The sequence below is a fragment of the Escherichia sp. MOD1-EC6300 genome (assembly GCF_002965045.1).
Lineage (GTDB): Bacteria > Pseudomonadota > Gammaproteobacteria > Enterobacterales > Enterobacteriaceae > Escherichia > Escherichia coli_F.
Genome location: NZ_PTRH01000004.1, coordinates 270,636 through 295,954, shown reverse-complemented (window position 1 = coordinate 295,954; position 25,319 = coordinate 270,636). Strand labels below are relative to the sequence as shown.

Sequence of the window (25,319 nt, the reverse complement as noted above, 5' to 3'; positions counted from 1 at the left end):
GGCGGTGTTTAATTGAGAGATTTAGAGAATATACATGCAACCTGGGAAAAGATTTTTAGTCTGGCTGGCAGGTTTGAGCGTACTCGGTTTTCTGGCAACCGATATGTATCTGCCTGCTTTCGCCGCCATACAGGCCGACCTGCAAACGCCTGCGTCTGCTGTCAGTGCCAGCCTTAGTCTGTTCCTTGCCGGATTTGCCGCAGCCCAGCTTCTGTGGGGGCCGCTCTCCGACCGTTATGGTCGTAAACCGGTGTTATTCATCGGCCTGACAATTTTTGCGTTAGGTAGTCTGGGGATGCTGTGGGTTGAAAACGCCGCCACGCTCCTGGTATTGCGTTTTGTACAGGCTGTAGGTGTCTGCGCCGCGGCGGTTATCTGGCAAGCGTTAGTGACGGATTATTATCCTTCACAGAAAGTTAACCGTATTTTTGCGACCATCATGCCGCTGGTGGGTCTATCTCCGGCACTGGCTCCTCTGTTAGGAAGCTGGCTGCTGGTCCATTTTTCCTGGCAGGCGATATTCGCCACCCTGTTTGCCATTACCGTGGTGCTGATTCTGCCTATTTTCTGGCTTAAACCCACGACGAAGGCCCGTAACAATAGTCAGGATGGTCTGACCTTTACCGACCTGCTACGTTCTAAAACCTATCGCGGCAACGTGCTGATATACGCGGCCTGTTCAGCCAGTTTTTTTGCATGGCTGACCGGTTCACCGTTCATCCTTAGTGAAATGGGCTACAGCCCGGCAGTGATTGGTTTAAGTTATGTCCCGCAAACTATCGCGTTTCTGATTGGTGGCTATGGCTGTCGCGCCGCACTGCAGAAATGGCAAGGCAAGCAGTTATTACCGTGGTTGCTGGTACTGTTTGCTGTCAGCGTCATTGCGACCTGGGCTGCGGGCTTCATTAGCCATGTGTCGCTAGTCGAAATCCTGATCCCATTCTGTGTGATGGCGATTGCCAATGGCGCGATCTACCCGATTGTTGTCGCCCAGGCGCTGCGTCCCTTCCCACATGCAACTGGTCGCGCCGCAGCGTTGCAGAACACTCTACAACTGGGTCTGTGCTTCCTCGCAAGTCTGGTAGTTTCCTGGCTGATCAGTATCAGCACGCCATTGCTCACCACCACCAGCGTGATGTTATCAACAGTAGTGCTGGTTGCTCTGGGTTACATGATGCAACGTTGTGAAGAAGTGGACTGCCAGAATCATGGCAATGCCGAAGTCGCTCATAGCGAATCACACTGAACTATATCGATATACTTATACTTAGGCTGCTAACAAAATTTTGTTGTATGATTGAAATTAGCGGCCTATACTAATTTCGAGTTGTTAAAGCTACGATAAATATTATGTTTTTACGGGGACAGGATCGTTCCCGACTCACTATGGATGGTCATTTCGGCAAGGGTTCCTCCTTTCCCTCTGTTCTACGTCGGATTATAGACTCGCGGTTTTTTCTGCGAGATTTCTCACAAAGCCCAAAAAGCGTCTACGCTGTTTTAAGGTTCTGATCACCGACCAGTGATGGAGAAACTATGAGTTCATCGTGTATAGAAGAAGTCAGTGTACCGGATGACAACTGGTACCGTATCGCCAACGAATTACTTAGCCGTGCCGGTATAGCCATTAACGGTTCTGCCCCGGCGGATATTCGTGTGAAAAACCCCGATTTTTTTAAACGCGTTCTGCAGGAAGGATCGTTGGGGTTAGGCGAAAGTTATATGGATGGCTGGTGGGAATGTGACCGACTGGATATGTTTTTTAGCAAAGTCTTACGCGCAGGTCTCGAGAACCAACTCCCCCATCATTTCAAAGACACGCTGCGTATTGCCAGCGCTCGTCTCTTCAATCTGCAGAGTAAAAAACGTGCCTGGATAGTCGGCAAAGAGCATTACGATTTGGGTAATGACTTATTCAGTCGCATGCTTGATCCGTTCATGCAATATTCCTGCGCTTACTGGAAAGATGCCGATAATCTGGAATCTGCCCAGCAGGCGAAGCTCAAAATGATTTGTGAAAAATTGCAGTTAAAACCAGGGATGCGCGTACTGGATATTGGCTGCGGCTGGGGCGGACTGGCGCATTACATGGCGTCTAACTATGACGTAAGCGTGGTGGGCGTCACCATTTCTGCTGAACAGCAAAAAATGGCTCAGGAACGCTGTGAAGGCCTGGATGTCACCATTTTGCTGCAAGATTATCGTGACCTGAACGACCAGTTTGATCGTATTGTTTCTGTGGGGATGTTCGAGCACGTCGGACCGAAAAATTACGATACCTATTTTGCGGTGGTGGATCGTAATTTGAAACCGGAAGGTATATTCCTGCTCCATACTATCGGTTCGAAAAAAACCGATCTGAATGTTGATCCCTGGATTAATAAATATATTTTCCCGAACGGTTGCCTGCCCTCTGTACGCCAGATTGCTCAGTCCAGCGAACCCCACTTTGTGATGGAAGACTGGCATAACTTCGGTGCTGATTACGATACTACGTTGATGGCGTGGTATGAACGATTCCTCGCCGCATGGCCAGAAATTGCGGATAACTACAGTGAACGCTTTAAACGGATGTTTACCTATTATCTGAATGCCTGTGCAGGTGCTTTCCGCGCCCGTGATATTCAGCTCTGGCAGGTCGTGTTCTCACGCGGTGTTGAAAACGGCCTTCGAGTCGCTCGCTAGAGGCTATTCTATCGCCCCCTCTCCGGGGGCGATTTCAGATCAGGCTTCTGTACCTGGTTGATTCATGGCATTTTCTCGTGCCGCCAGCACACGTTCTACCGTATCTACCACTGCCTGAGTTTGTGGATCGATTTCAATGTTGACGCGTGCGCCGAGTTTTTTCTTCCCAAGGGTAGTGCGTTCCAGTGTTTCCGGAATTAAATGGACGCAAAAACGCGTTGGCGTGACTTCGCCGACGGTCAGGCTAATACCGTCGATGCCAATAAATCCTTTGTACAGGATATATTTCATCAACTGACTATCCTGGACTTTAAACCAGATCTGACGATTATTTTCCGAGGTTAATATTTTCGCCACTTCAGCGGTGGTCATAATATGACCTGACATTAAGTGTCCGCCAATTTCATCGCTGAATTTCGCCGCACGCTCAACGTTTACCCAATCCCCCACATTTAAATCGCCAAGATTAGTAATGCGTAACGTTTCTTTCATCAGGTCAAAACTGACATGGTTGCCGTTAATTTCCGTTACGGTCAGGCAGCAACCGTTATGCGCCACGGACGCACCGGTTTCCAGCCCGTCCAGCATGTAGTCAGGTAACTCAACCACATGTGTGCGAAAATTTGGTTTCTCGTCAATCGACACCAGTTTTGCGGTGCCCTGTACAATCCCCGTAAACATACTCACAACTCCTGAAATCAGTTAAGACATTCTGTTCAGCACAATAGCAGGTGGAAAACGCCCTTACCAGTGAAGGGGTAAGAATGGCTATTTTTTCACTGGAGAATTAATAAATCCTCGCTACAATAGACTGAATTTCCCCTGCTTCTTCTTTTTGCTGCCCATTCAGGCGGCTTTTTAGTCTCTCATATAACTACAAATAAAAGGTGTTCACGTGCAGAAGTATATCAGTGAAGCGCGTCTGTTATTAGCATTAGCAATCCCGGTGATTCTCGCGCAAATCGCCCAAACTGCGATGGGTTTTGTCGATACCGTGATGGCGGGCGGCTATAGTGCCACCGACATGGCGGCGGTCGCTATCGGTACTTCTATCTGGCTTCCGGCGATCCTCTTTGGTCACGGGCTGCTGCTGGCATTAACGCCGGTTATCGCGCAATTAAATGGTTCCGGTCGACGTGAGCGCATTGCGCATCAGGTGCGACAAGGTTTCTGGCTGGCGGGTTTTGTTTCCGTTCTCATTATGCTGGTGCTGTGGAATGCAGGCTACATTATCCGCTCCATGGAAAATATCGATCCGGCTCTGGCGGACAAAGCCGTGGGTTATCTGCGTGCGTTGCTATGGGGCGCGCCGGGCTATCTTTTCTTCCAGGTTGCCCGTAACCAGTGTGAAGGTCTGGCAAAAACCAAGCCGGGTATGGTGATGGGCTTTATCGGCCTGCTGGTGAACATTCCGGTGAACTATATCTTTATTTATGGTCATTTCGGTATGCCTGAGCTCGGTGGCGTTGGTTGTGGCGTGGCTACTGCAGCGGTGTATTGGGTTATGTTCCTTGCCATGGTTTCTTACATTAAACGCGCCCGCTCGATGCGCGATATTCGTAACGAAAAAGGCACCGCGAAGCCCGATCCTGCGGTTATGAAACGACTGATTCAACTCGGTTTGCCAATTGCGCTGGCGCTGTTCTTTGAAGTAACGCTGTTTGCCGTCGTGGCTCTGTTAGTGTCTCCGCTAGGTATTGTTGATGTCGCAGGACATCAGATTGCCCTGAACTTTAGTTCACTGATGTTCGTACTTCCCATGTCGCTGGCGGCAGCGGTAACCATCCGCGTAGGTTATCGTCTGGGTCAGGGCTCAACGCTGGATGCGCAAACCGCTGCGCGGACCGGGCTTATGGTGGGTGTCTGTATGGCAACCCTGACGGCCATATTCACGGTTTCACTGCGGGAGCAAATCGCCCTGTTGTACAACGATAATCCCGAGGTTGTAACGCTGGCTGCGCATTTGATGTTGCTGGCGGCGGTATATCAGATTTCTGACTCAATCCAGGTCATTGGCAGTGGGATTTTGCGTGGATATAAAGATACGCGCTCCATTTTCTATATCACCTTTACGGCTTACTGGGTGCTGGGCTTGCCAAGCGGCTATATTCTGGCACTGACCGATCTGGTTGTTGAGCCTATGGGGCCAGCAGGCTTCTGGATAGGGTTTATTATCGGCCTGACATCGGCAGCTATTATGATGATGCTGCGAATGCGTTTCCTGCAACGTCTGCCGTCAGCCATCATTCTGCAACGAGCGTCCCGCTAATAAAGACAAGGCGCAACCTTCACGGGTTGCGCCTGTGTTTTTACGCAGGCTGGAGCGTTGCACCAATCCCGTCTTCGTCTGGCTGTAATTTCAGTGCGTTACACAAAGTTTGCCGACTGGCATCGGTTATCTCAACGTGTATATCACCGTTAACTTCCCCTTTAACATTGATGAAGTCAGGTGAAATCTCTTTCGCACTGGTTTGCAGGCAAATCGTTCCCTCTCCGCGCAGGCGTTTAACTTTCAGTTGCACATGCGTTGCCGCAGAAGTGATCAACCACACTTTCCCGCCATCGAGATTAATGTTGCCCACATTTAAAGTGACGTTGTCACCTCTTACCGTGCTGCCATCGAGAATCAACACGCCGCCCTGCTGTACAGTAATCGTTGATTGTTGCAGATCTGCACCATAGCCAATAATCATTGAAGCGCCGTCCAGTAATGCAACACTCCCGGTCAGTTCAACCGGTGCGCGATCTTCCTCTACGACAAAATTTTCGTCCGCGCTGGTGGGTGACAACAAGATCACTGTCCCACCTTGTATTACCGCGTTTTCCAGCGTACCAGCATGCACTTCAGCCCGCCCCCCCACATTAACGGACAGGTTTTGCGTCTTACCGGAACTATAGAGCTGAAGGCCATCCGTCCCCAGACGATAAATGGCTCCATTCTCAACAATAGTGTTAGAGTCTTCACCACCGAGATTATTCATGGTGCCACCAGCAAGCAATGTATCACTGGCTTTCCCCGCCAGCATAAAAACGCCGCCCTGATTAATCTCACAATTGCTGGCTTCCCCACCTGGATACACCAACAATTCACCACCTTCATCTACCACGACCGCTGAGGTTGTCCCATTGACCAACAGGCCGCCCTCTTGATCGAGAATGATTTTTTCCGCGCGATGGCCTTCCAGTACACGCAGGTTACCGCCATTTTCCAGCAACAAACCGCAGGCATAACCCTGATCAACGCTAAATTTACCTTCTGGATGGCGGCCATTAACCGTAGCGAGCGTAGAGAGACTAATTGCGCCTCCCTCTGACTGAACAATATCTGTGGCAATGGCACCGTCACTGACCGATAGCGTGCCATTGTTGCCGTACTGTGTGCATTTGGCGATCCCACCGGTTGCCACTTTCAACCAACCGGCCCCCGTGACCACGGTATTTTCGGCTCTTGCGCCAGCTTCAACAATTAACTCACCTTCAGTAAGTTGCGTCGCGCCAATGACCTCGCCGGTCTTAACAATTTGCACGTTCCCGTCGCTCATCAAGTTTTTCGCATCAGATCCCATGATTTATTCCTTTGCTGCATCTGTGTGCCTTTATTGCTACATAAGTGTAAAGGCTACGGAGGATTTATCCACGACAGATTTTGAGATGGTGGCAAACAACTCTGTTTAAACTCTGATACACAGATTATTGGGTTGTGTCAGATGTAAATGCGATCCTGAATAAAAATCGCCCTTGCAAATCAACAAAATATAGCCAATTTGCTTAAAAGCTCTGCAAACGGTCGAAATACCGCAGAAAATTACGTTTTGCCTCTTGCCACCTTCCCACTCTGCCGCTAATATTCGTCCCCGTTGTCACCTACAACGTTGCGTTCATAGCTCAGTTGGTTAGAGCACCACCTTGACATGGTGGGGGTCGTTGGTTCGAGTCCAATTGAACGCACCATCCTGCGTCCGTAGCTCAGTTGGTTAGAGCACCACCTTGACATGGTGGGGGTCGGTGGTTCGAGTCCACTCGGACGCACCAGATTTTCTTAATCTGGTCTTCTCCTTTTTCCCTCTGTTTCTTCTCTGTATCCAATACGTTAAAAGATCTACACTGTCTTCGTATGCGTTATCAGAAGGAGAATCGCTATGGCAACTTTGTTACAACTTCATTTTGCTTTTAATGGCCCATTTGGCGACGCAATGGCTGAGCAGCTTAAACCGCTTGCTGAGTCGATTAATCAGGAACCTGGTTTTCTGTGGAAGGTATGGACAGAAAGTGAAAAGAACCACGAAGCCGGTGGGATCTACCTTTTCACTGATGAAAAAAGCGCCCTTGCCTATCTGGAAAAACATAATGCCCGACTGAAAAATCTCGGCGTTGAGGAAGTTGTCGCCAAAGTTTTCGATGTCAATGAGCCACTGAGTCAAATCAATCAGGCAAAACTCGCCTGACAGATTTTAACCAAGGGCGGTTAGCGCCCTTTTCATCCCTGTCTGAAATTTCTCAAATTCTAAAAATTTCAACCAAACTTATCTGATAACACTAAATTCGAAAGAATGCGTACAGGTAAGTAACAATGAAAAAAATTGCTATTGTGGGTGCCGGGCCTACGGGGATCTACACCTTATTCTCGCTTCTACAGCAACAAACTCCACTTTCTATTTCTATCTTCGAGCAGGCTGACGAAGCCGGTGTCGGGATGCCATACAGTGATGAGGAAAACTCAAAACTGATGCTGGCAAATATTGCCAGTATTGAAATACCGCCGATTTATTGTACGTATCTCGAATGGCTACAAAAGCAAGAAGCCAGCCATCTCCAGCGTTATGGCGTTAAAAAAGAAACCTTGCACGATCGCCAGTTTTTACCGCGTATTCTGCTGGGCGAATATTTCCGCGATCAATTTTTACGATTAGTAGACCAGGCACGACAGCAAAAATTTGCAGTGGCTGTTTATGAATCATGCCAGGTTACCGATCTGCAAATTATAAATGCTGGCGTCATGCTCGCTACAAATCAGGATTTACCCAGCGAGACGTTTGATTTAGCAGTGATCGCGACGGGTCACGTCTGGCCTGATGAAGAAGAAGCAACCAGAACGTATTTTCCCAGCCCGTGGTCAGGCCTGATGGAAGCAAAGGTCGATGCGTGTAAGGTGGGTATTATGGGAACATCCTTGAGCGGACTGGATGCGGCAATGGCAGTGGCTATTCAACATGGTTCATTTATTGAAGATGATAAACAACATGTTATTTATCAACTCAATAACACAAGTGAAAAGCTAAGTATTACGCTAATGTCACGCACGGGTATTTTACCGGAAGCCGATTTCTATTGCCCTATTCCCTACGAGCCCTTACACATCGTCACTGAACAGGCATTAAATGCGGAGATTCAAAAAGGCGAAGAGGGCCTTTTGGATCGAGTATTCGAATTAATAGTAGAGGAAATCAAATTTGCTGATCCAGACTGGAGCCAACGCATAGCCTTAGAGAGCCTGAATGTCGATTCCTTTGCTCAAGCCTGGTTTGCCGAGCGCAAACAACGCGACCCATTCGACTGGGCAGAAAAAAATCTCCAGGAAGTCGAACGCAATAAACGAGAAAAACATACTGTTCCCTGGCGTTATGTCATTCTGCGCCTGCATGAAGCCGTACAGGAAATTGTTCCTCATCTGAATGAACACGACCATAAACGGTTCAGTAAAGGCCTTGCCCGGGTTTTCATCGATAATTATGCGGCAATCCCTTCAGAGTCTATTCGTCGACTACTGGCCTTACGTGAAGCGGGAATCATTCATATTCTCGCCCTCGGTGAAGACTACGAAATGGAAATTAATGAGTCGCGCACCGTCCTGAAAACGGAAGACGATAGCTACTCGTTTGACGTTTTTATTGATGCCCGCGGGCAGCGTCCGCTTAAAGTGAAAGATATTCCTTTCCCTGGACTACGCGAACAATTACAGAAAACAGGGGATGAAATCCCTGATGTTGGCGAAGATTATACGCTACAGCAACCCGAAGAAATTCGTGGGCGCGTAGCGTTCGGCGCGTTGCCCTGGTTGATGCACGACCGGCCATTCGTACAGGGACTTACGGCATGTGCAGAAATTGGTGAGGCGATGGCTCAGGCGGTCGTAAAGCCTGCATCCCGTGCTCGTCGGCGTCTTTCGTTTGATCAAATGTAAAGCTATCAGCACTCAACAAACTGATGCTGTTCATTAAGGCGATAGCGGACTCCGGCTCGAATATTGTTTTCACCTTCAATGGCGACGGCGAAGCGAACTCTTTCGCCGTCATGATATGCCAGTGCGGCGCTTCCCCCTGGCCCGAGAATAATTGAGTCGACCACGCCCGTGCTCACTATTGTTGAATCTTCACCGCTGGCAATGATGTGTACATTGTCGCCGCTGTTGGCAATTCTGGCGTTTGCGCCAAAGCTGGCGATTTGCACCAGGTCACCATTACTGGCGACATGACACCGTTCACCCAATGTGCAAACGCGTACTCGCATTCCGGTATTCGCAATCCGACTACTATCTCCAGCGCTGCTTATCCGCGAAGAATTACCGGTTACAGCAACCCGTGCGCGTTCACCGGAGCTGCCAATGTGACTGTTAAAGCCGACACTTCCAATCCGCACGCTATAACCCATACTGGCAATTTGCGCGGCATACCCAGCAGTTGCGATTCTGGCATTATCCTCACAACAGCCGATGCGAGCATGATCGTCGCTGCGGGCAAACTGACTGCAAAATGGTCTCTCTCCGGGATCTATGGCCAGTTTTTGCATAGAAGAAACTTCCTGATGCGCGAAGTTTTCATCCGCCAGCCATTTTTTCCACGCATACTCAACCAGACTCTCCGCCCAGTCCGTATATCCTTCCTCAATAAGTGCATGATGAATATCGGCATAACTACCGCCGCGTGGGAAATGGCGCAGGAACCAGCGATACATCACCGCTCCGATACGCCATTCTCGCAGGTCTGCTCGTGTAATGATCATTCGTTAGTGCCGGTGATAGCCATCGACCATGCTTTTAAAGGTTTCGTGTGGCGTACGCCCCGTGGTGCAAAGATAAAGATGACCGAAGATAAAAAAGAGGCTTATAAATGCCAGAGCAAAATGCGCCTGCAATAACCAGTATCTTACGCCAGGAAACACATCTCCCACGGCTTGCGGATAGAGACACAGCAGCCCCGTCAATAGTAACAACGGCAGCAATCCATACATGACACCAATATAGGCAACCTGCTGTAAGGGATTAAATTTAGACTGTGTTGTTGCCGGGAAAGGATGTTCTTCCCCCTGCATAATGCCAAACAAATAAAATCGCGTTTGTTTTGCCGCTCGCTCCAGCCAACCCTGACGACGAATGCGATAGTGGTGACCATTACCCCCAACGGCATTGATCAGAACAAAGCCGAGCCAGCATGCCAGTAACAAAAATCCGCAAACTTCATGCACCGCAACCAGACTTTTAACCGCAGTTGCTCCCACCAGCGCAAAGTGATTTATCAGCCCACTTGCCAGCAACAATACAAAGAGTAACGCATTCGACCAGTGCCATAATCTGACCGCTTTGCTGTAAAGATAAATCTTCTCACCATGATCGGTGGCTGATTTCTTCACGCCACGAGCACGAAGCAAGGCATGCAGCCCCAGCACCAACCACATCCCTACCAGCAATAGTCCGGCAATGATCAACCACACCGGCCAAAATTCGGGAGTGAACTGTGGCACATAGTTCGCCAACTGGCTCTGAAACTGTTCAGCATGTTGCGACGGGTTCATACATTTTCCTTTTTAATCAAATGTTGACCGAATCGGCGATACAGATGCGGTTTCCCGGCACCAGGTAGCTGATATTGATAATATTTATTTTCTTGCAACCACGCTTGAATTTCTGGGCTATCTTCGCGACCAAAGATCAATGCATGTTCCGGGCAGGCGCTAACGCAAATGGGCGGAAAGCCTTTTGCTAGTCGGGACTCAGCGCAGAAATCACATTTATCTGCCACTTTAGTGACAGGATTAAGGTAGCGAACCTGGTACGGGCAAGCGCCAATGCAATAACTGCAGCCGATGCACTGCGATTTTTCTACCCGCACGATCCCCTGCTCATCACGCCACGACGCCCCTGTCGGGCAAACGTCGATGCAAGGAGCATCTTCACAGTGCTGGCATGACTGGCGAAAAAAGTGATACTGCGTTTCGTTGTCGTTATCGGTGACCGGTATGTGTGCTATCGATAAACGGCTTCCCTGAGCGGGGACGTGGTTAGTTTTACGGCATGCGCGGGCGCAAATATTACAGCCATTGCACCGTGACTCGTCATGAATCATGGCATACCGAACTTCCTTTTCTTGCCTCGTGTTCGCTAACAGAGAAGACGCAGAACCAGTAAAAAAGATTACTGTTCCCATCCCCAGAACAAATTTGCGTCGAGTGAAGGACATCTGATTATCCCCTAATGCAGTGGCTGCAACTGTCCACCCTATCCATGACATCTCCCTGAAATTTCAGGGGTTCTGAAACTGCTCTACCTCGAACCATTCGCATAAGCCATAAGCTTTGCCATAGGTCATAAATCGCTCGCTAAACAAGTACAACACCGCCGTCGATGACTCCACCTGCCGTATATCGGCATATTCAGGTGCAACATCCATCGCGGCGATCGCGGCTTCAATCTGCGCTTCCTGGAAGTAATATGGCGCTTGCATCAGCATGGCGACTTTGTAAGGACGAGGATAAGTCTGGCACTCAAAACGAACGGCGTGTGCAATAGCGCGACAAATGTCCTGCTCCACAACTTGCAAAGACATCGCCGCGTAGTTTTCACTCATGGCCTGCGTTGAGTAATAGTAATCATCCTGGCTTCCCGTCATACACGCGATATCCGCGTAGTCTCCGTTCTGCTTAATGTTTTCCAGCAAAACTGACAGTTCCTCTTCTGCAACCGAATAGGGTGGCGAGAGAAACACGGCGCGCGCCACCAACTGCCCAGCCGCAGAATGCTGGCGAATGAACTCTGCCAGGATTTCAGCAGGTTCTGGTTCTGTGATGTCTTCACTTACCGTATCAACGGGGTGGCGCATCCCCTGCAACCATTGCCGCTTCGCCTCGTCAATTTCGCTGACTTCCGCTAACGGCAAGACATCCTGATGGTTCATCTCACCCATTCCTTACGCAGGCAGTAGATTGTGTGCTGCCAGATCGGCGGCAATATCTTCCAGCCCCAGACGCTGCAATGTTTCGCGGGTCGGACAACCAAGCTGTGGGTCCCAGCCCATTTCTTTGTAGAACATCGTGAGCGAAGCATGCATATCGTCACGATCCATTTTGTCAGTACCTTCAGTAAAGACCGGGATCTGCGGATCCTTGTCGAATACCCAGGAACAGATAAGATCGTGTTCATTACGCATATCTTTGGTTTGCATCAGTTTTACCGTGTAGGCGCGATGCAACGTAAAGATACGCTCTGCAGCTAAATCTAATTTTTCCTGAGTCATATCTTCGCCAGTGATCGCTTTGAAGAATTTGGCTTCAAGCGCCAGATCGCCCCGATAATTACGGCTTTTCAGCGGCGAAACGGTCATTGGCCAGACCCAGTTGCACAGGGTGACGGCGTTATGCAAACAGACCCGCAACAGCGACCACTTAGCATATTTAATTTTTGCGTCATTGATTGGCGTGTAGTTTTTGGTTTCATCGTAAGCATCTTCAGAACCAAAAAGCTCTTTCGCCACTTCACGTTGCAGTTTCAATGGCAAACCGGAACCAATGAAGTTGATATGGGTATGCGTCATGCAGTCACGGTTGAACATACAGTTAACAATGGAGCCGACCTGCGCTGACGCTTCATTGGCGTGGTGAACTGGATAGCCAAACGGCGACCAGAGTTTATTTTTCGCGTAGCCCCAGTACTCTTCACCCAAATTCCAGCGTTCTGCGATAGCATATGAACCATCAGCCAGGTGACTCAGCTCACCCACACGATGCGCCAGACGGTAGTAAAAATCTTTAATGAAGTTAACGTCACCCGCTTCCAGTTGATCCCAGCGAATTTCCGCATACTCTTCAGCAGGCAGAACACGCTTGAACACCCCTTTGCTGTAACAATAGGTAAAGTCGCGATGCAGCTGACCGTAGTTACACCATAGGCCGTAGTCATCGAACAGATTCAAACCAACCAGGTTACCAATCACACGACCATCGTCTTTATCTTCAAAATCTTTCGGACCGTTCGGGAAGATGGTGGTATGGACAAAGTTTGCAACACAAGTGTTACCACCTGTGCTGGGCACGCCAAACTCTTTCACCCGAGGAATATTCATTTGGGTCATACAACGGATCGGGCAAGAGTGGCAGCCGCTCATTTTTACTGTGTATTTCTCTGCCGCCGGACCTAAGTCAAAAACGGATTTATAGGTACGAAAGCCGACCGTGTTCTGATTGCCTGGCGGAATTTCCCCCGTTTCAATCGGACCACCTTCAGCCGCGCCCCAAAACAGCCCTTTACGTGCTGTCCAACGTGATTTGGGATCTGAATACTCTGCCCACGATTGCGGCGTACTTGGCACGACATGGTTGTTATTCGCACCGATAAGTTCAGTCATCATGTAATCGTTGAGACGCTTCATCTCCTGATGATCGGCAATGTTGACCCCTTTCGTCCCTTCAACCGCAATCGCTTTCAGGTTTTTCGAACCCATTATTGCGCCAGTTCCCGCACCACCGCTGTGGTTACGGCTATTCAACATGCCAGAGAGAGGAACAAGGTTTTCCCCAGCCTGACCAATAGCCGCCACACAGGTTTCAGGGCTGGTCAATCGACAAATCTCTTCCGTAGTTGCGCGCGTCCCTTTTCCCCATAAGAAATCGGCTTTTTCCAGGCTAACTTTGTCATCTTTAATATTCAGCCATACCGGTGCTTTCGCTTTCCCTTCGATAATAATGACGTCGTATCCAGCGAATTTCATTTGCGCTGCAAAAAAGCCCCCCATATGGGCATCGACGACTAAATTTCCTTTGGTAAAAGTAGAAAGTGAGGTGATATTTACGCGAGAACTGCAGGGGGCACCAGATCCAGTTAATGGGCCGGTAGCAAAGACTAATTTATTCGCTTCATCGAAAGGTTTCGTGCCTGGCGGTACTTCGTCATACATAATTTTGTAGCCGAAGCCCATACCACCGACAAAACTTTTAAACTTACTGGAATCTTCGAGGGTAATATTTCCTGTCGTGAGATTGACTCTTAATATATTACCTGTCCAACCGTTAGCCATGATTTTTTCCTTTGCAAGATTCACACAGTAATATCTTTCCACTCGATAATTTTTAACGCCCCTGTTGGGCAGGCGTTTGCGCATTCACCGCATAACACACATTTCGAGGATTTTTTACTTTCGGTATTTACGGTGGCCATCATCCACGGGCATGCCGTCGTACAGGCGCTACAACCAATACAACGTTTATGATCGACGGTAATACAGCCTTCTTCCTGTTGCCAGGTAATCGCACCAATCGGGCAGACATTCATGCATTGCGGTTCTTTGCATTGACGGCAGGTGTCCGCGGTATAGTTGAGATCGCCATACAGGCCGCCACCAGAGCCAACCCCGTTATCGCCAAAGAAATAATTGCGATGGATTTTGATACGGGAGAAGAATGTCCCTACTGAGCCATCGTTGAAGTTGGTACAAGAGATTTCACAGCGGTGGCAACCCGTGCATCGCGCACGTTGGGTCACCAGCACCCCTTTGGGTGTATTTATCAACCCTACTGTGCCGCTATCAATATCTTCCTGTTTGCAACCCAAAAGTGAAAGTAACGCAGGGGCAATTGTTAGACCAGCAAGGCCTTTTCCTGATATACGCAAGAATTCTAATCGCGTTAAGCCAATATCTAATAGTGGACGATCAACCGGGTTCATTTATTTCGCATCCTCTTCGCAAACACAGTGCTGACAATTCAGCAGCCTGATATTAAGCATTCAACTAATACGCTGCTGACTCTGTCCCCAACACCAGATATTTTCCCTAACCCGATAGTGTATGAGAAAAGATTTAACGCTGATAAACTAATCCTTTATGGTTAGGAGGAAAAATAATGTGATTATTCTGAGCTCTTAACATTGATCGTTATCAATTAAAATCACAAAGCAAGAAATTATAAGTGAACTGATATTTATTATCATTTGAAATAAATTTAACTTAAGCGACAATTATTTGTGACGTTCACTACAGAAAATAAAAATAACATTAGCGCTATAAATTAAAATACATACCGACATTTGTATAATTTCAGCAGTTGTTATTTAGAATGATTAACTGGACTGCAACTGAACTCAAAATATCAGGATGAAGCTTACCGCCTCATCCTGAATGGTCATTTAACCAGTGCGTTAATGACGGTTTCCATCGCCTGCTTTTCCAGCTCACTGCGCTGAATGCGTTTATTGGCTAATGCTGTACGTAATACGCCTGCGATAACAATATGCTTTGGTTCCTGCCCCAGATCGCGCATTTCCAGCACAACTTTACCGACAACTCTGCACATCTCTCGGTACAGTTCATCCTCTTTTGTCCGATTTCCCATTATTTATACCTATTTATCATGCCAGCTATCAGCATATATCAATCTAATCAATTAAACAAAAACCAAAGAAAATCAGACAAATAACGCGATAAATTATTTTCACTGTAGCAATTGAGCGATGATGTATTTATGCACCGGATGAACTCTCACTTATCCTCACACTGACAACCCAGGCACCAGACGTTGCGCAAACAACGAGGTTTTTGCGTAACCCTTTCCCTGTAACGTTAAATCTTTGATAACAATTTATTGTCTTACAAGTTGTATATTTTTTGAAACGCTGTTTTTGTTTTCCTTTTGGATTAATTTCAGCGTATAATGCGCGCCAATTGACTCTTGAATGGTTTCAGCACTTTGGACTGTAGAACTCAACGACTCAAAAACAGGCACTCACGTTGGGCTGAGACACAAGCACACATTCCTCTGCACGCTTTTTCGATGTCACCTATCCTTAGAGCGAGGCACCACCACTTTCGTAATACCGGATTCGCTTTCCGGCAGTGCGCCCAGAAAGCAAGTTTCTCCCATCCTTCTCAACTTAAAGACTAAGACTGTCATGAAAAAGACCAAAATTGTTTGCACCATCGGACCGAAAACCGAATCTGAAGAGATGTTAGCTAAAATGCTGGACGCTGGCATGAACGTTATGCGTCTGAACTTCTCTCATGGTGACTATGCAGAACACGGTCAGCGCATTCAGAATCTGCGCAACGTGATGAGCAAAACCGGTAAAACCGCCGCTATCCTGCTTGATACCAAAGGTCCGGAAATCCGCACCATGAAACTGGAAGGCGGTAACGACGTTTCTCTGAAAGCGGGTCAGACCTTTACTTTCACCACTGATAAATCTGTTATCGGCAACAGCGAAATGGTTGCGGTAACGTATGAAGGTTTCACTACTGACCTGTCTGTTGGCAACACCGTACTGGTTGACGATGGTCTGATCGGTATGGAAGTTACCGCCATTGAAGGTAACAAAGTTATCTGTAAAGTGCTGAACAACGGCGACCTGGGCGAAAACAAAGGTGTGAACCTGCCAGGCGTTTCCATTGCCCTGCCAGCACTGGCTGAAAAAGACAAACAGGACCTGATCTTTGGTTGCGAACAAGGCGTAGACTTTGTTGCTGCTTCCTTTATTCGTAAGCGTTCTGACGTTATCGAAATCCGTGAGCACCTGAAAGCGCACGGCGGCGAAAACATCCAAATCATCTCCAAAATCGAAAACCAGGAAGGCCTCAACAACTTCGACGAAATCCTCGAAGCCTCTGACGGCATCATGGTTGCGCGTGGCGACCTGGGTGTAGAAATCCCGGTAGAAGAAGTTATCTTCGCCCAGAAGATGATGATCGAAAAATGTATCCGTGCACGTAAAGTCGTTATCACTGCGACCCAGATGCTGGATTCCATGATCAAAAACCCACGCCCGACTCGCGCAGAAGCAGGTGACGTTGCAAACGCCATCCTCGACGGTACTGACGCAGTGATGCTGTCTGGTGAATCCGCAAAAGGTAAATACCCGCTGGAAGCGGTTTCTATCATGGCGACCATCTGCGAACGTACCGACCGCGTGATGAACAGCCGTCTCGAGTTCAACAATGACAACCGTAAACTGCGCATTACCGAAGCGGTATGCCGTGGTGCCGTTGAAACTGCTGAAAAACTGGATGCCCCGCTGATCGTGGTTGCTACCCAGGGCGGTAAATCTGCTCGCGCAGTACGTAAATACTTCCCGGATGCCACCATCCTGGCACTCACCACCAACGAAAAAACGGCTCATCAATTGGTACTGAGCAAAGGCGTTGTGCCGCAGCTGGTTAAAGAGATCACTTCTACTGATGATTTCTACCGTCTGGGTAAAGAACTGGCTCTGCAGAGCGGTCTGGCACACAAAGGTGACGTCGTAGTTATGGTTTCTGGTGCACTGGTACCGAGCGGCACTACTAACACCGCATCTGTTCACGTCCTGTAATATTGCTTTTGTGAATTAATTTGTATATCGAAGCGCCCTGATGGGCGCTTTTTTTATTTAATCGATAACCAGAAGCAATAAAAAATCAAATCGGATTTCACTATATAATCCCACTTTATCTAAGATGAATCCGATGGAAGCATCCTGTTTTCTCTCAATTTTTTTATCTAAAACCCAGCGTTCGATGCTTCTTTGAGCGAACGATCAAAAATAAGTGCCTTCCCATCAAAAAAATATTCTCAACATAAAAAACTTTGTGTAATACTTGTAACGCTACATGGAGATTAACTCAATCTAGAGGGTATTAATAATGAAAGCTACTAAACTGGTACTGGGCGCGGTAATCCTGGGTTCTACTCTGCTGGCAGGTTGCTCCAGCAACGCTAAAATCGATCAGCTGTCTTCTGACGTTCAGACTCTGAACGCTAAAGTTGACCAGCTGAGCAACGACGTGAACGCAATGCGTTCCGACGTTCAGGCTGCTAAAGATGACGCAGCTCGTGCTAACCAGCGTCTGGACAACATGGCTACTAAATACCGCAAGTAATAGTACCTGTGAAGTGAAAAATGGCGCACATTGTGCGCCATTTTTTTTGCCTGCCATTTACCGCTACTGCGTCGCGCGTAACATATTCCCTTGTTCTGGTTCACCATTCTGCGCTGACTCTACTGAAGGCGCATTGCTGGCTGCGGGAGTTGCTCCACTGCTCACCGCAACCGGATACCCTGCCCGACGATACAACGCTTTATCGACTAATTTCTGATCTACACCCTTATTGTCTTTAAATTGCGTAAAGCCTGCTGGTAGTGTGTATGGCATTGTCTGAACGTTCTGCTGTTCTTCTGCTGATAGTGGTCGATGTACTTCAACATAACGCATCCCGTTCGGTTCCACGGAATATTTCACCGGTTCGTTGATCACTTTCACCGGCGTTCCCGTCCGCACGCTGGAGAACAAGGCTTTAATATCCGGTGCATTCATGCGAATACACCCTGAACTGACGCGCAAACCGACGCTGTCCGGCGCACTGGTTCCATGAATGAGGTATTCGCCATTACCATGCGCGAGGCGCAGTGCATAACGTCCTAGCGGGTTATTTGGCCCGGCAGGGACGACTGGCGGTAATTTAATGCCACGCTCCAGCGAACGCTGACGAATGCCCGCCGTAGGCGTCCAGGTTGGGTTAGGGATTTTCTGCCCCACACGCGTTTCCATCACTGGCGTTTCCAGTCCCTGCAATCCAATACCTATCGGATAGACCTGCACGATATTTTCTCCCGGCGGATAATAATAAAGGCGCAGCTCTGCAAGGTTAACGATAATCCCCTGACGCGGCGCATCAGGCAATAACAGTTGCGAAGGAATCGTTATCGTCGTACCGGGTTTTGGCACCGGAGCGATAGTGTTATTGGCTTCAAGTATCAACATTGCCGCAGTATCAAAACGTCGGGCGATGGCCTGAAGGTTTTTATCCCCTTCTTGCACCGTATACGTTTGATTTTGCCCAACCAGTCGGCTTCCGGTTGGTGGTAGCGGATAATCAACCGCCCAGGCAGCCTGAATGGCGCTAAAAGCGCCGATAAGCGTGAGTGTAAGCAAAGACGCGCGTTTCATTGTAAACCTCCTGTATTTGCCGGAGACTCACGCTGAAACGTCGGATGGCGCTTATGTTCACCTGAAACCAAAACACTCCTGTGCAGGCCAGTGTAAACATTGACCACCCGGCAATGTGAGTCCACCGGATGAAAGCTGTCCCTTTAGTTTAGCTAAGTGCAGCGGCTTTGGCGCGAATTGCGCGAATCATCGCTTCCAGACCTTGTGAGCGTGATGGGGTGAGATGTTGGGTGAGCGCCATTTTTTCAAACCACGGGCGCACATCGAAATTGACAATATCCTGCGGTGTCATTTGATCGTAAAGAATAAAGACGACCGCAATAAGCCCTTTCACAATGGCCGCATCGCTGTCGCCCTGTAATTCAATAATTCCCTGCGCATTTTGACGCATCACAATCCATACCTGACTCTGGCAGCCCTGGATGCTATTTTGCGGGCTTCTGTCTTCGTCGTGTAATTCTGGCAGACGCTGGCCCAGCTCAATAATGTAGAGATATTTCTCTTCCCAATTGGCGCAGCGTAAAAAATTACGCAGCAATTTTTCTTTATCCGGCAATACAGCCATAGTGCCTCCCTGTTATCCCAGCAAACGATGAATACGTTGCAATCCGGTCACCAGACGATCAACTTCTTCATGGGTGTTATACATGGCCAGCGACGCCCGACACATAGCAGGGACGTTGTAATAGGCCATTAATGGCATAGCGCAGTGATGTCCGGTACGCACAGCAATGCCGTAGTTATCGAGAAAACTGCCAACATCATAGGCGTGGTGTTTACCAAGATTAAAAGCAATAACGCCAAGTCTGTTCTGGGGACCATAGAGAGTGAGATCCGGTACAGATTCCAGCTGTGATAGCGCGTAGTGCATCAGATTCTGTTCATACTCGGCTATATTATTAAGCCCCAGCGCCGACACATACTCCAGCGCCGCGCCAAGACCAATGATGCCTCCGGTATTGGGTGTGCCGGCTTCAAACCGCCACGGTGCTTTAGTCCAGGTAGTGCCTTCACTCAGGCTGACGGTGGCGATCATAGAACCGCCCCCTTCCCACGGCGGCATTTCCTGCAACAAGGCTTCTTTGACATAAAGAATGCCAATCCCGGTGGGTCCATACAGTTTATGCCCGGAGAAAACGTAAAAATCGCAATCCAGCGCCTGAACGTCCACCGGATGATGCATCACCGCCTGAGCGCCATCCACCAGTACTTTTGCGCCATGTTGATGCGCAAGCGTGATCATCTCCACCAGCGGATTTTCTGTCCCAAGCACGTTGGAGACATGGGTAATTGCCAGCAGGCGAGTTTTCTCATCAAACAGCGTAGGCAGCGTCTCCAGTTGCAGCGTACCGTCGGGGTTGAGAGGAATCACACGCAGCTCTGCACCCACTCGCGCGCAAAGCATTTGCCAGGGAACAATGTTAGCGTGGTGCTCCATCTGGCTGATGATGATGTTATCGCCCGCTCGCACGTTGCTGTTGCCCCAGCTATTGGCGACCAGGTTAATGCCTTCCGTGGTGCCGCGGACAAACACCAATTCTTCCGCGGAACGGGCATTGATAAACAGCGAAGCACGCTTGCGCACGTTTTCCATTTTCTCGGTCGCCTGGGCGCTTAAGGTATGAATACCGCGATGTACCGCCGCGTAGCCGTGACGATAGAACTCCGCCTCGGCATCAATCACCTGGCTCGGTTTTTGCGCACTGGCAGCGCTGTCGAGATAAGCCAATGGCAGACCATTTACCTCACGCGAAAGCACCGGAAAATCGGCTCGCACCTTATCAACGGAAAAAGTCATCTTTCACCTCCCGGCAGCCGTTGACCGATTCTGGCCAGCACCTGCTGTTTAAGCTCCTCATCACGCAGTGCTTCCGTCAGTTCGGCAGCAAAGGCGTAAATGATCATCTGCTGGGCATCCTGCTGATTGATCCCACGCGAGCGCAGATAGAACATCTGTTCATCATCAATACGCCCCACCGTCGCACCGTGGCTACATTTCACATCATCTGCATAGATTTCCAGCTGCGGTTTCGTATCCACTTCCGCCAGTTTTCCCATCAGCAGATTATTGTTGGTCATCTGACCATCCGTTTTGATGGCGTGCTGCGCGACGTTGATCAAACCGTTAAATACCGCGCGGCCTTTGTCGCTGACGATAGTTTTGTGCAACTGTCGGCTGTTACAAAAACCTTTATTGTGTTCCAGCCAGGTACGGGTATCACACACCTCGTTTTTCACCGGCATCACCAGACTATTGATCCGCAGCGTGCTGTTTTCGCCATTGAGTTGCGTACTGGTGTTGTGTCGTAATACTGCGCCACCAAGCAGGAAACTGTGGCTAAATGCAGTGGCATCGTCAGCCAGCAACAAATCGTTATGGGCAAAGTGGTGACTGACCGGGTTTTCAAACGCCAGCTTGATATGCTGCAAATGGGCGTTCGCTGCGATATTGATGGTAAAGCGCGCTCCGGTGAAATGACGAGCATCATTAAGGCTGACAAAATGCTCAATCACCGTCGCTTCGGCACCTTCCGCCAGATCCAGATGATGCCGGTAATGAGCTGTGTTCACCTCTTTACCTGCCACGCCCTGGGTGATATGCATTAACAGCAATGGCTTTGCCGGTCGTTGACCGCGCTTCACAGCTATATGCGTCACGCTTTGCGCCAGGCTTTCCGTCAGATGGAGAAATACTTCCGCCTGAATAGCGTCGGGTAATCCCTGACGGTCGTCGTTAATGCTCACTTCATACCCGCTGCCTTCAGTTGTATCGCTAAGCTCTGGCACGTAGCGTCCATCAACAAAAACCAGCCGCACCGCGTCTAATGTTAACGCTAAGGCATCACGCTGCTGTGGGGATATCTCTCCCGCAATGCTGACAAACTGGCTATTGGTCAGCCCTTCCAGCGGCGTATATTTCCAGTGCTCATGTTTGCGTGTCGGCAGTCCGGTACGCAGCAATTGTTGTAAATGCTGCTGTGCTTGCGGGGAGCGTTTTGCACCCTCGGCTTCAAACAAGTGATGCCACTGTTGCAGCGCGTTACTGCTGTTCGGTAAGCCAGCCATAACCCTGCTCCTCCAGTTGTTTGACCAACGTGAAATCGCCGGATTTCACAATTCGTCCCTGATACAGCACATGGACGTAATCAGGCTTGATGTAGTCGAGAATGCGTTGGTAGTGCGTAACAATGATGAATGAACGCTTGCCGTCACGCAGCGAGTTCACGCCATCGGCAACCACTTTTAATGCGTCAATATCCAGCCCGGAGTCCGACTCATCAAGAATGCATAACTCCGGTTCCAACACCGCCATTTGCAAAATATCGTTGCGCTTTTTCTCGCCGCCGGAAAAACCAACGTTTACCGAACGCGTTAATAAATCTTCCGGCATTTTCAGAAGAGCGATTTTCTCTTCCATCAAATCCTGAAAATCAAAGCGGTCGAGCGTTTCCTGGCCGCGATAGCTGCGTACCGCATTAAGTGCCGTTTGCAGGAAAAACTGGTTACTGACGCCGGGTATTTCCACCGGATACTGGAAGGCCATAAAGATGCCTTCGCCTGCACGTTCTTCCGGCGACAGCGCAAGCAAATCTTTGCCTTTAAACTCAACCGTGCCAGCCGTCACTTCATAATCTTCGCGTCCGGCAAGCGTTGCCGATAAGGTACTTTTCCCCGAACCATTGGGTCCCATAATGGCGTGAACTTCGCCGGGACGAACGTCGAGGCTTAATCCGCGCAGGATAGTTTTATCTTCCACGCTGACGTGTAAATCTTTAATACTTAACATGTTTATTCCTTATCCGACGCTGTGTTCAAGACTGATGGCGAGGAGTTTTTGTGCTTCAACGGCAAATTCCAGCGGCAGTTCTGAGAACACGTCTTTGCAGAAACCGTTAACAATCATCGAGATGGCGTCTTCTTCGCTGATCCCGCGTTGCAGGCAGTAAAACAGTTGATCTTCACCAATACGTGATGTCGTTGCCTCGTGCTCCAGTTGCGCGCTGTTATTGCGACATTCGACATACGGGAAAGTATGCGCCCCACAATTAGCGCCTATCAGCATTGAGTCGCACTGGGTGAAGTTACGTGCATTGGTTGCCGTCGGCATGATTTTCACTAAGCCGCGATAACTGTTCTGACTGTGTCCGGCAGAGATCCCTTTCGAGATAATGGTCGATTTGGTGTTTTTACCGATGTGGATCATCTTGGTGCCGGTATCCGCTTGCTGATGACCGCTGGTCAGTGCCACCGAGTAAAACTCACCAATGGAGTTATCGCCGCGCAAAATGCAGCTGGGATATTTCCACGTAATCGCTGACCCGGTTTCTGATTGCGTCCATGACATTTTGCTGTTTTCGCCTTCGCACAAAGCACGCTTGGTGACGAAATTGAGAATACCGCCGGTGTTGTTATCGCCAGGGAACCAGTTTTGTACCGTGGAATATTTCACCTCGGCGTTTTTATGGATGATGACTTCCACCACCGCCGCGTGTAACTGATAGCTGTCACGCACCGGAGCGGAACAGCCTTCAATGTAGCTGACGTAGCTGTCTTCGTCGGCCACCAGAATGGTGCGCTCAAACTGCCCGGTTTTTTCCGCGTTAATACGGAAATACGTGGAAAGTTCCATCGGGCAGCGCACGCCTTTAGGCACATAAATAAATGTACCGTCAGAGGCCACCGCCGCATTAAGCGCGGCAAAGAAGTTGTCATTCCCCGGCACCACGGTGCCGAGATATTTACGCACCAGTTCCGGGTGATCGTGGATCGCCTCGCCAAAGGAACAAAAAATAATTCCCTGCTCCGCCAGTTTTTCGCGATAAGTGGTGGCAACCGAAACAGAATCGAAAATGGCATCCACCGCCACCTCTTTGCCTTCCCGCACAGGAACGCCCAACTGCTCAAACGCCGCCTCCACCTCTTTACTTAAAAAGGCGTTCGCGCCAGTTTGCTGCACCGCGCCGGGTTCCGACGCGCAAGTGTCGTCACAATTACCGCACGATGGTGCTGAGTAGTAGCTGTATTCCTGATAATTCAGCTTGTCGTAGTGCGCTTTAAGCCAGTGCGGCTCTTCCATCTCCAGCCATGCGCGATAAGCATTGAGACGAAACTCCAGCATCCACTCCGGCTCATTACGCTTCGCCGAAATTGCGCGCACCACCTCTTCGTTTATCCCCTTTGCCAGCTCATCGGTGGCTAACTGGGTGAAGAACCCTTCTTTATAATTCAGCGGGCCGCCGGTCCAGGTTTTGACATCGTCAGTTGCTTCAGTATTACGAGACATAGTACCGCCTATACCCCAAAGCTTTCGCCACAGCCACATTCATTCTGGGCTTTAGGGTTGTGAAATTTGAATATCTGATTAAGTCCTTCACGAACGAAATCGACTTCCGTGCCATCAATAAACGGCATCGCTTGCAGCGGGACAAACAGCTTCGCGCCGTCATGTTCAAACAGCAGATCGTCTTTGTCCGGCTCGCTAACACTGTCGAGCACATAGCCAAAGCCCGCGCAGCCCGTTTGCTTCACGCCTAAGCGCACGCCGACCATACCCGGCTGCTTTGCCACCAGCTCGCGGATGTGGACAGCGGCTGCGGGTGTCAGCGTTAAGCCCTGCCAGGCGAAATCCTGTGGATTAAAGGTTCCTGAATGCATGTCCATCGATTTACCTCACTTCATCGCTTTCAGCGTATAACAGCATGTTAGTGATAATGATTATCAGTTCAACCCAGCAAACGCAGGGGCTTTACCGTAAAACATGCTTTTTGCCTGCTTTTAATAAGCATAGACCCTGATGTGTGGGTTAACAGGCACGCTAAGAATTAGGTATCTCATTGTTAGATAATGATTATTATCTAAGGAGCATTAAGGCTGTGATGAAAAAGAAAAAGTTGTATTGAAAATGACTATTTAAGAGATAGGTAAAAAAGTGCAGCGTTCAGAAATAAGAAAACCCTTAAGTCTGTGCATCACAGGCTTAAGGGTTTCTACCCCATCCGGCGCTTATCTCCGGCACTCACAGTGGCTTAGCTCTTGAAGGGGCGATAAGAATAGTCTCATAAAGCTAAGCCGCTGTTTTAGCACAAACTGCGATTTGTATTATTTTTGAACGTTATCAGGCGGGTAGATAAGCAGTATTAAGAAGGCCCTCGAACCTGGACGAAGATTAATCCAGGCCGATTTGGCGAACTCGCGGCATTACGTCAGGATCAATGCACGCCCAAACGCCAGGCAAAGTAGATTTCTTCTTTTAATTCAGCAGAAGAGAGAGTAAGCAGGTCAGCAAATTCAAGTTCTAGTTGTTTCAGACGTTTGAGATATTGGGCAGGTGAAAGATTGCTCTGGTCACGACGTAAAAATTCAATGGCCAGCTGGGTGGGATTAAGTTGAGTAGACATAGCATCCTCGCTTTTAGACAAGACCTGCACAGTATACCACCGTTTACTGTGCAGATAA

25 protein-coding genes and 2 tRNA genes are annotated in these 25,319 nt (G+C 49.0%); 10 read left to right on the top strand and 17 right to left on the bottom strand.

All coding sequences use genetic code 11. The features are described from left to right. Nucleotides 1-34: 34 nt before the first annotated feature. Nucleotides 35-1,246 (top strand): purine nucleoside transporter PunC, encoded by a 1,212-nt coding sequence (gene punC, locus BGE37_RS08795; RefSeq protein WP_001182338.1) that lies wholly within the window; start codon nucleotides 35-37, stop codon nucleotides 1,244-1,246. Nucleotides 1,247-1,536: 290 nt separating this feature from the next. Next, complete coding sequence (gene cfa / locus BGE37_RS08790; protein ID WP_000098911.1) at nucleotides 1,537-2,685, top strand: cyclopropane fatty acyl phospholipid synthase; 1,149 nt, start codon at nucleotides 1,537-1,539, stop codon at nucleotides 2,683-2,685. Nucleotides 2,686-2,724: 39 nt separating this feature from the next. On the opposite strand, the gene BGE37_RS08785 is transcribed toward cfa, so the two are convergent. Then, on the bottom strand, nucleotides 2,725-3,366 hold the full coding sequence (locus BGE37_RS08785; protein WP_000493965.1) for a riboflavin synthase: 642 nt from the start codon (nucleotides 3,364-3,366) through the stop codon (nucleotides 2,725-2,727). Between the two features lie 214 nt (nucleotides 3,367-3,580). Here BGE37_RS08785 and mdtK point away from each other — a divergent pair, with 214 nt between their 5' ends. Continuing rightward, nucleotides 3,581-4,954 carry a multidrug efflux MATE transporter MdtK gene (mdtK, locus tag BGE37_RS08780; protein WP_001174940.1) on the top strand — a complete coding sequence of 458 codons (1,374 nt, stop codon included), beginning with the start codon at nucleotides 3,581-3,583 and terminating at the stop codon, nucleotides 4,952-4,954. A 40-nt stretch (nucleotides 4,955-4,994) separates the two neighbouring features. Here the strand turns inward: mdtK and BGE37_RS08775 are convergent, their stop codons facing one another. Then, complete coding sequence (locus BGE37_RS08775; protein WP_032184327.1) at nucleotides 4,995-6,251, bottom strand: AIDA repeat-containing protein; 1,257 nt, start codon at nucleotides 6,249-6,251, stop codon at nucleotides 4,995-4,997. Between the two features lie 308 nt (nucleotides 6,252-6,559). On the opposite strand from BGE37_RS08775, the gene BGE37_RS08770 reads away from it, so the two are divergent. The 4 genes from BGE37_RS08770 (at nucleotide 6,560) to BGE37_RS08755 (ending at nucleotide 8,866) form a co-directional block, all read left to right on the top strand. Then, nucleotides 6,560-6,636, top strand: a tRNA-Val gene (locus tag BGE37_RS08770). Between the two features lie 4 nt (nucleotides 6,637-6,640). Further along, nucleotides 6,641-6,717 (top strand) — tRNA-Val (locus BGE37_RS08765). A 107-nt stretch (nucleotides 6,718-6,824) separates the two neighbouring features. Continuing rightward, nucleotides 6,825-7,130, top strand: coding sequence for a monooxygenase (locus tag BGE37_RS08760; protein ID WP_105287947.1), 306 nt, complete (start codon nucleotides 6,825-6,827; stop codon nucleotides 7,128-7,130). 125 nt (nucleotides 7,131-7,255) lie between these two features. Continuing rightward, nucleotides 7,256-8,866, top strand: coding sequence for an FAD-NAD(P)-binding protein (locus tag BGE37_RS08755; RefSeq protein ID WP_032184328.1), 1,611 nt, complete (start codon nucleotides 7,256-7,258; stop codon nucleotides 8,864-8,866). Nucleotides 8,867-8,871: 5 nt separating this feature from the next. Here the strand turns inward: BGE37_RS08755 and ydhT are convergent, their stop codons facing one another. From ydhT to fumD, 7 genes are all read right to left on the bottom strand, one after another. After that, complete coding sequence (gene ydhT, locus BGE37_RS08750; RefSeq protein WP_032184329.1) at nucleotides 8,872-9,684, bottom strand: protein YdhT; 813 nt, start codon at nucleotides 9,682-9,684, stop codon at nucleotides 8,872-8,874. Between the two features lie 3 nt (nucleotides 9,685-9,687). After that, nucleotides 9,688-10,473 carry a thiosulfate reductase cytochrome B subunit gene (phsC, locus tag BGE37_RS08745; RefSeq protein WP_001069972.1) on the bottom strand — a complete coding sequence of 262 codons (786 nt, stop codon included), beginning with the start codon at nucleotides 10,471-10,473 and terminating at the stop codon, nucleotides 9,688-9,690. Next, nucleotides 10,470-11,138, bottom strand: a complete 669-nt coding sequence (locus BGE37_RS08740; protein WP_001602609.1) for a 4Fe-4S dicluster domain-containing protein — start codon at nucleotides 11,136-11,138, stop codon at nucleotides 10,470-10,472. The genes phsC and BGE37_RS08740 overlap by 4 nt, the downstream gene beginning before the upstream one ends. A gap of 63 nt (nucleotides 11,139-11,201) precedes the next feature. After that, complete coding sequence (locus BGE37_RS08735; protein ID WP_024212173.1) at nucleotides 11,202-11,852, bottom strand: YdhW family putative oxidoreductase system protein; 651 nt, start codon at nucleotides 11,850-11,852, stop codon at nucleotides 11,202-11,204. A gap of 12 nt (nucleotides 11,853-11,864) precedes the next feature. Continuing rightward, a complete protein-coding gene (locus BGE37_RS08730) occupies nucleotides 11,865-13,967 on the bottom strand; it encodes an aldehyde ferredoxin oxidoreductase (RefSeq protein ID WP_105282126.1) in 2,103 nt (700 codons plus the stop codon). Between the two features lie 20 nt (nucleotides 13,968-13,987). After that, complete coding sequence (locus BGE37_RS08725) at nucleotides 13,988-14,614, bottom strand: ferredoxin-like protein (protein WP_001070227.1); 627 nt, start codon at nucleotides 14,612-14,614, stop codon at nucleotides 13,988-13,990. A 455-nt stretch (nucleotides 14,615-15,069) separates the two neighbouring features. Next, the gene (gene fumD / locus BGE37_RS08720) at nucleotides 15,070-15,279 is read right to left on the bottom strand and encodes a fumarate hydratase FumD (protein ID WP_000528342.1); all 210 of its coding nucleotides are present in this window, start codon (nucleotides 15,277-15,279) and stop codon (nucleotides 15,070-15,072) included. A 354-nt stretch (nucleotides 15,280-15,633) separates the two neighbouring features. On the opposite strand from fumD, the gene ynhH reads away from it, so the two are divergent. From ynhH to lpp, 3 genes are all read left to right on the top strand, one after another. After that, complete coding sequence (gene ynhH / locus BGE37_RS25815) at nucleotides 15,634-15,828, top strand: protein YnhH (protein ID WP_240806354.1); 195 nt, start codon at nucleotides 15,634-15,636, stop codon at nucleotides 15,826-15,828. A gap of 7 nt (nucleotides 15,829-15,835) precedes the next feature. After that, nucleotides 15,836-17,248: a pyruvate kinase PykF gene (gene pykF, locus BGE37_RS08715; RefSeq protein WP_000751442.1), complete on the top strand. Its 1,413-nt coding sequence runs from the start codon at nucleotides 15,836-15,838 to the stop codon at nucleotides 17,246-17,248. A gap of 310 nt (nucleotides 17,249-17,558) precedes the next feature. Further along, on the top strand, nucleotides 17,559-17,795 hold the full coding sequence (lpp, locus tag BGE37_RS08710; RefSeq protein WP_000648420.1) for a murein lipoprotein Lpp: 237 nt from the start codon (nucleotides 17,559-17,561) through the stop codon (nucleotides 17,793-17,795). A 63-nt stretch (nucleotides 17,796-17,858) separates the two neighbouring features. Here the strand turns inward: lpp and ldtE are convergent, their stop codons facing one another. The 8 genes from ldtE to BGE37_RS08670 all read right to left on the bottom strand — a co-directional run bounded on the left by ldtE (nucleotide 17,859) and on the right by BGE37_RS08670 (nucleotide 25,261). Continuing rightward, on the bottom strand, nucleotides 17,859-18,863 hold the full coding sequence (ldtE, locus tag BGE37_RS08705) for a L,D-transpeptidase LdtE (RefSeq protein WP_000817109.1): 1,005 nt from the start codon (nucleotides 18,861-18,863) through the stop codon (nucleotides 17,859-17,861). 148 nt (nucleotides 18,864-19,011) lie between these two features. After that, nucleotides 19,012-19,428 carry a cysteine desulfuration protein SufE gene (gene sufE / locus BGE37_RS08700; RefSeq protein ID WP_000279727.1) on the bottom strand — a complete coding sequence of 139 codons (417 nt, stop codon included), beginning with the start codon at nucleotides 19,426-19,428 and terminating at the stop codon, nucleotides 19,012-19,014. Between the two features lie 12 nt (nucleotides 19,429-19,440). Further along, nucleotides 19,441-20,661: a cysteine desulfurase SufS gene (gene sufS / locus BGE37_RS08695; RefSeq protein ID WP_000144590.1), complete on the bottom strand. Its 1,221-nt coding sequence runs from the start codon at nucleotides 20,659-20,661 to the stop codon at nucleotides 19,441-19,443. Beyond that, complete coding sequence (gene sufD, locus BGE37_RS08690; RefSeq protein ID WP_105287946.1) at nucleotides 20,658-21,929, bottom strand: Fe-S cluster assembly protein SufD; 1,272 nt, start codon at nucleotides 21,927-21,929, stop codon at nucleotides 20,658-20,660. The genes sufS and sufD overlap by 4 nt, the downstream gene beginning before the upstream one ends. After that, the gene (sufC, locus tag BGE37_RS08685) at nucleotides 21,904-22,650 is read right to left on the bottom strand and encodes a Fe-S cluster assembly ATPase SufC (RefSeq protein ID WP_000948889.1); all 747 of its coding nucleotides are present in this window, start codon (nucleotides 22,648-22,650) and stop codon (nucleotides 21,904-21,906) included. The genes sufD and sufC overlap by 26 nt, the downstream gene beginning before the upstream one ends. 9 nt (nucleotides 22,651-22,659) lie before the next feature. Beyond that, nucleotides 22,660-24,147: a Fe-S cluster assembly protein SufB gene (sufB, locus tag BGE37_RS08680; protein ID WP_105287945.1), complete on the bottom strand. Its 1,488-nt coding sequence runs from the start codon at nucleotides 24,145-24,147 to the stop codon at nucleotides 22,660-22,662. 8 nt (nucleotides 24,148-24,155) lie between these two features. Then, nucleotides 24,156-24,524: a Fe-S cluster assembly scaffold SufA gene (gene sufA, locus BGE37_RS08675; protein ID WP_000367171.1), complete on the bottom strand. Its 369-nt coding sequence runs from the start codon at nucleotides 24,522-24,524 to the stop codon at nucleotides 24,156-24,158. Nucleotides 24,525-25,072: 548 nt separating this feature from the next. Beyond that, on the bottom strand, nucleotides 25,073-25,261 hold the full coding sequence (locus BGE37_RS08670) for a YdiH family protein (protein WP_064530065.1): 189 nt from the start codon (nucleotides 25,259-25,261) through the stop codon (nucleotides 25,073-25,075). Nucleotides 25,262-25,319 lie beyond the last annotated feature (58 nt).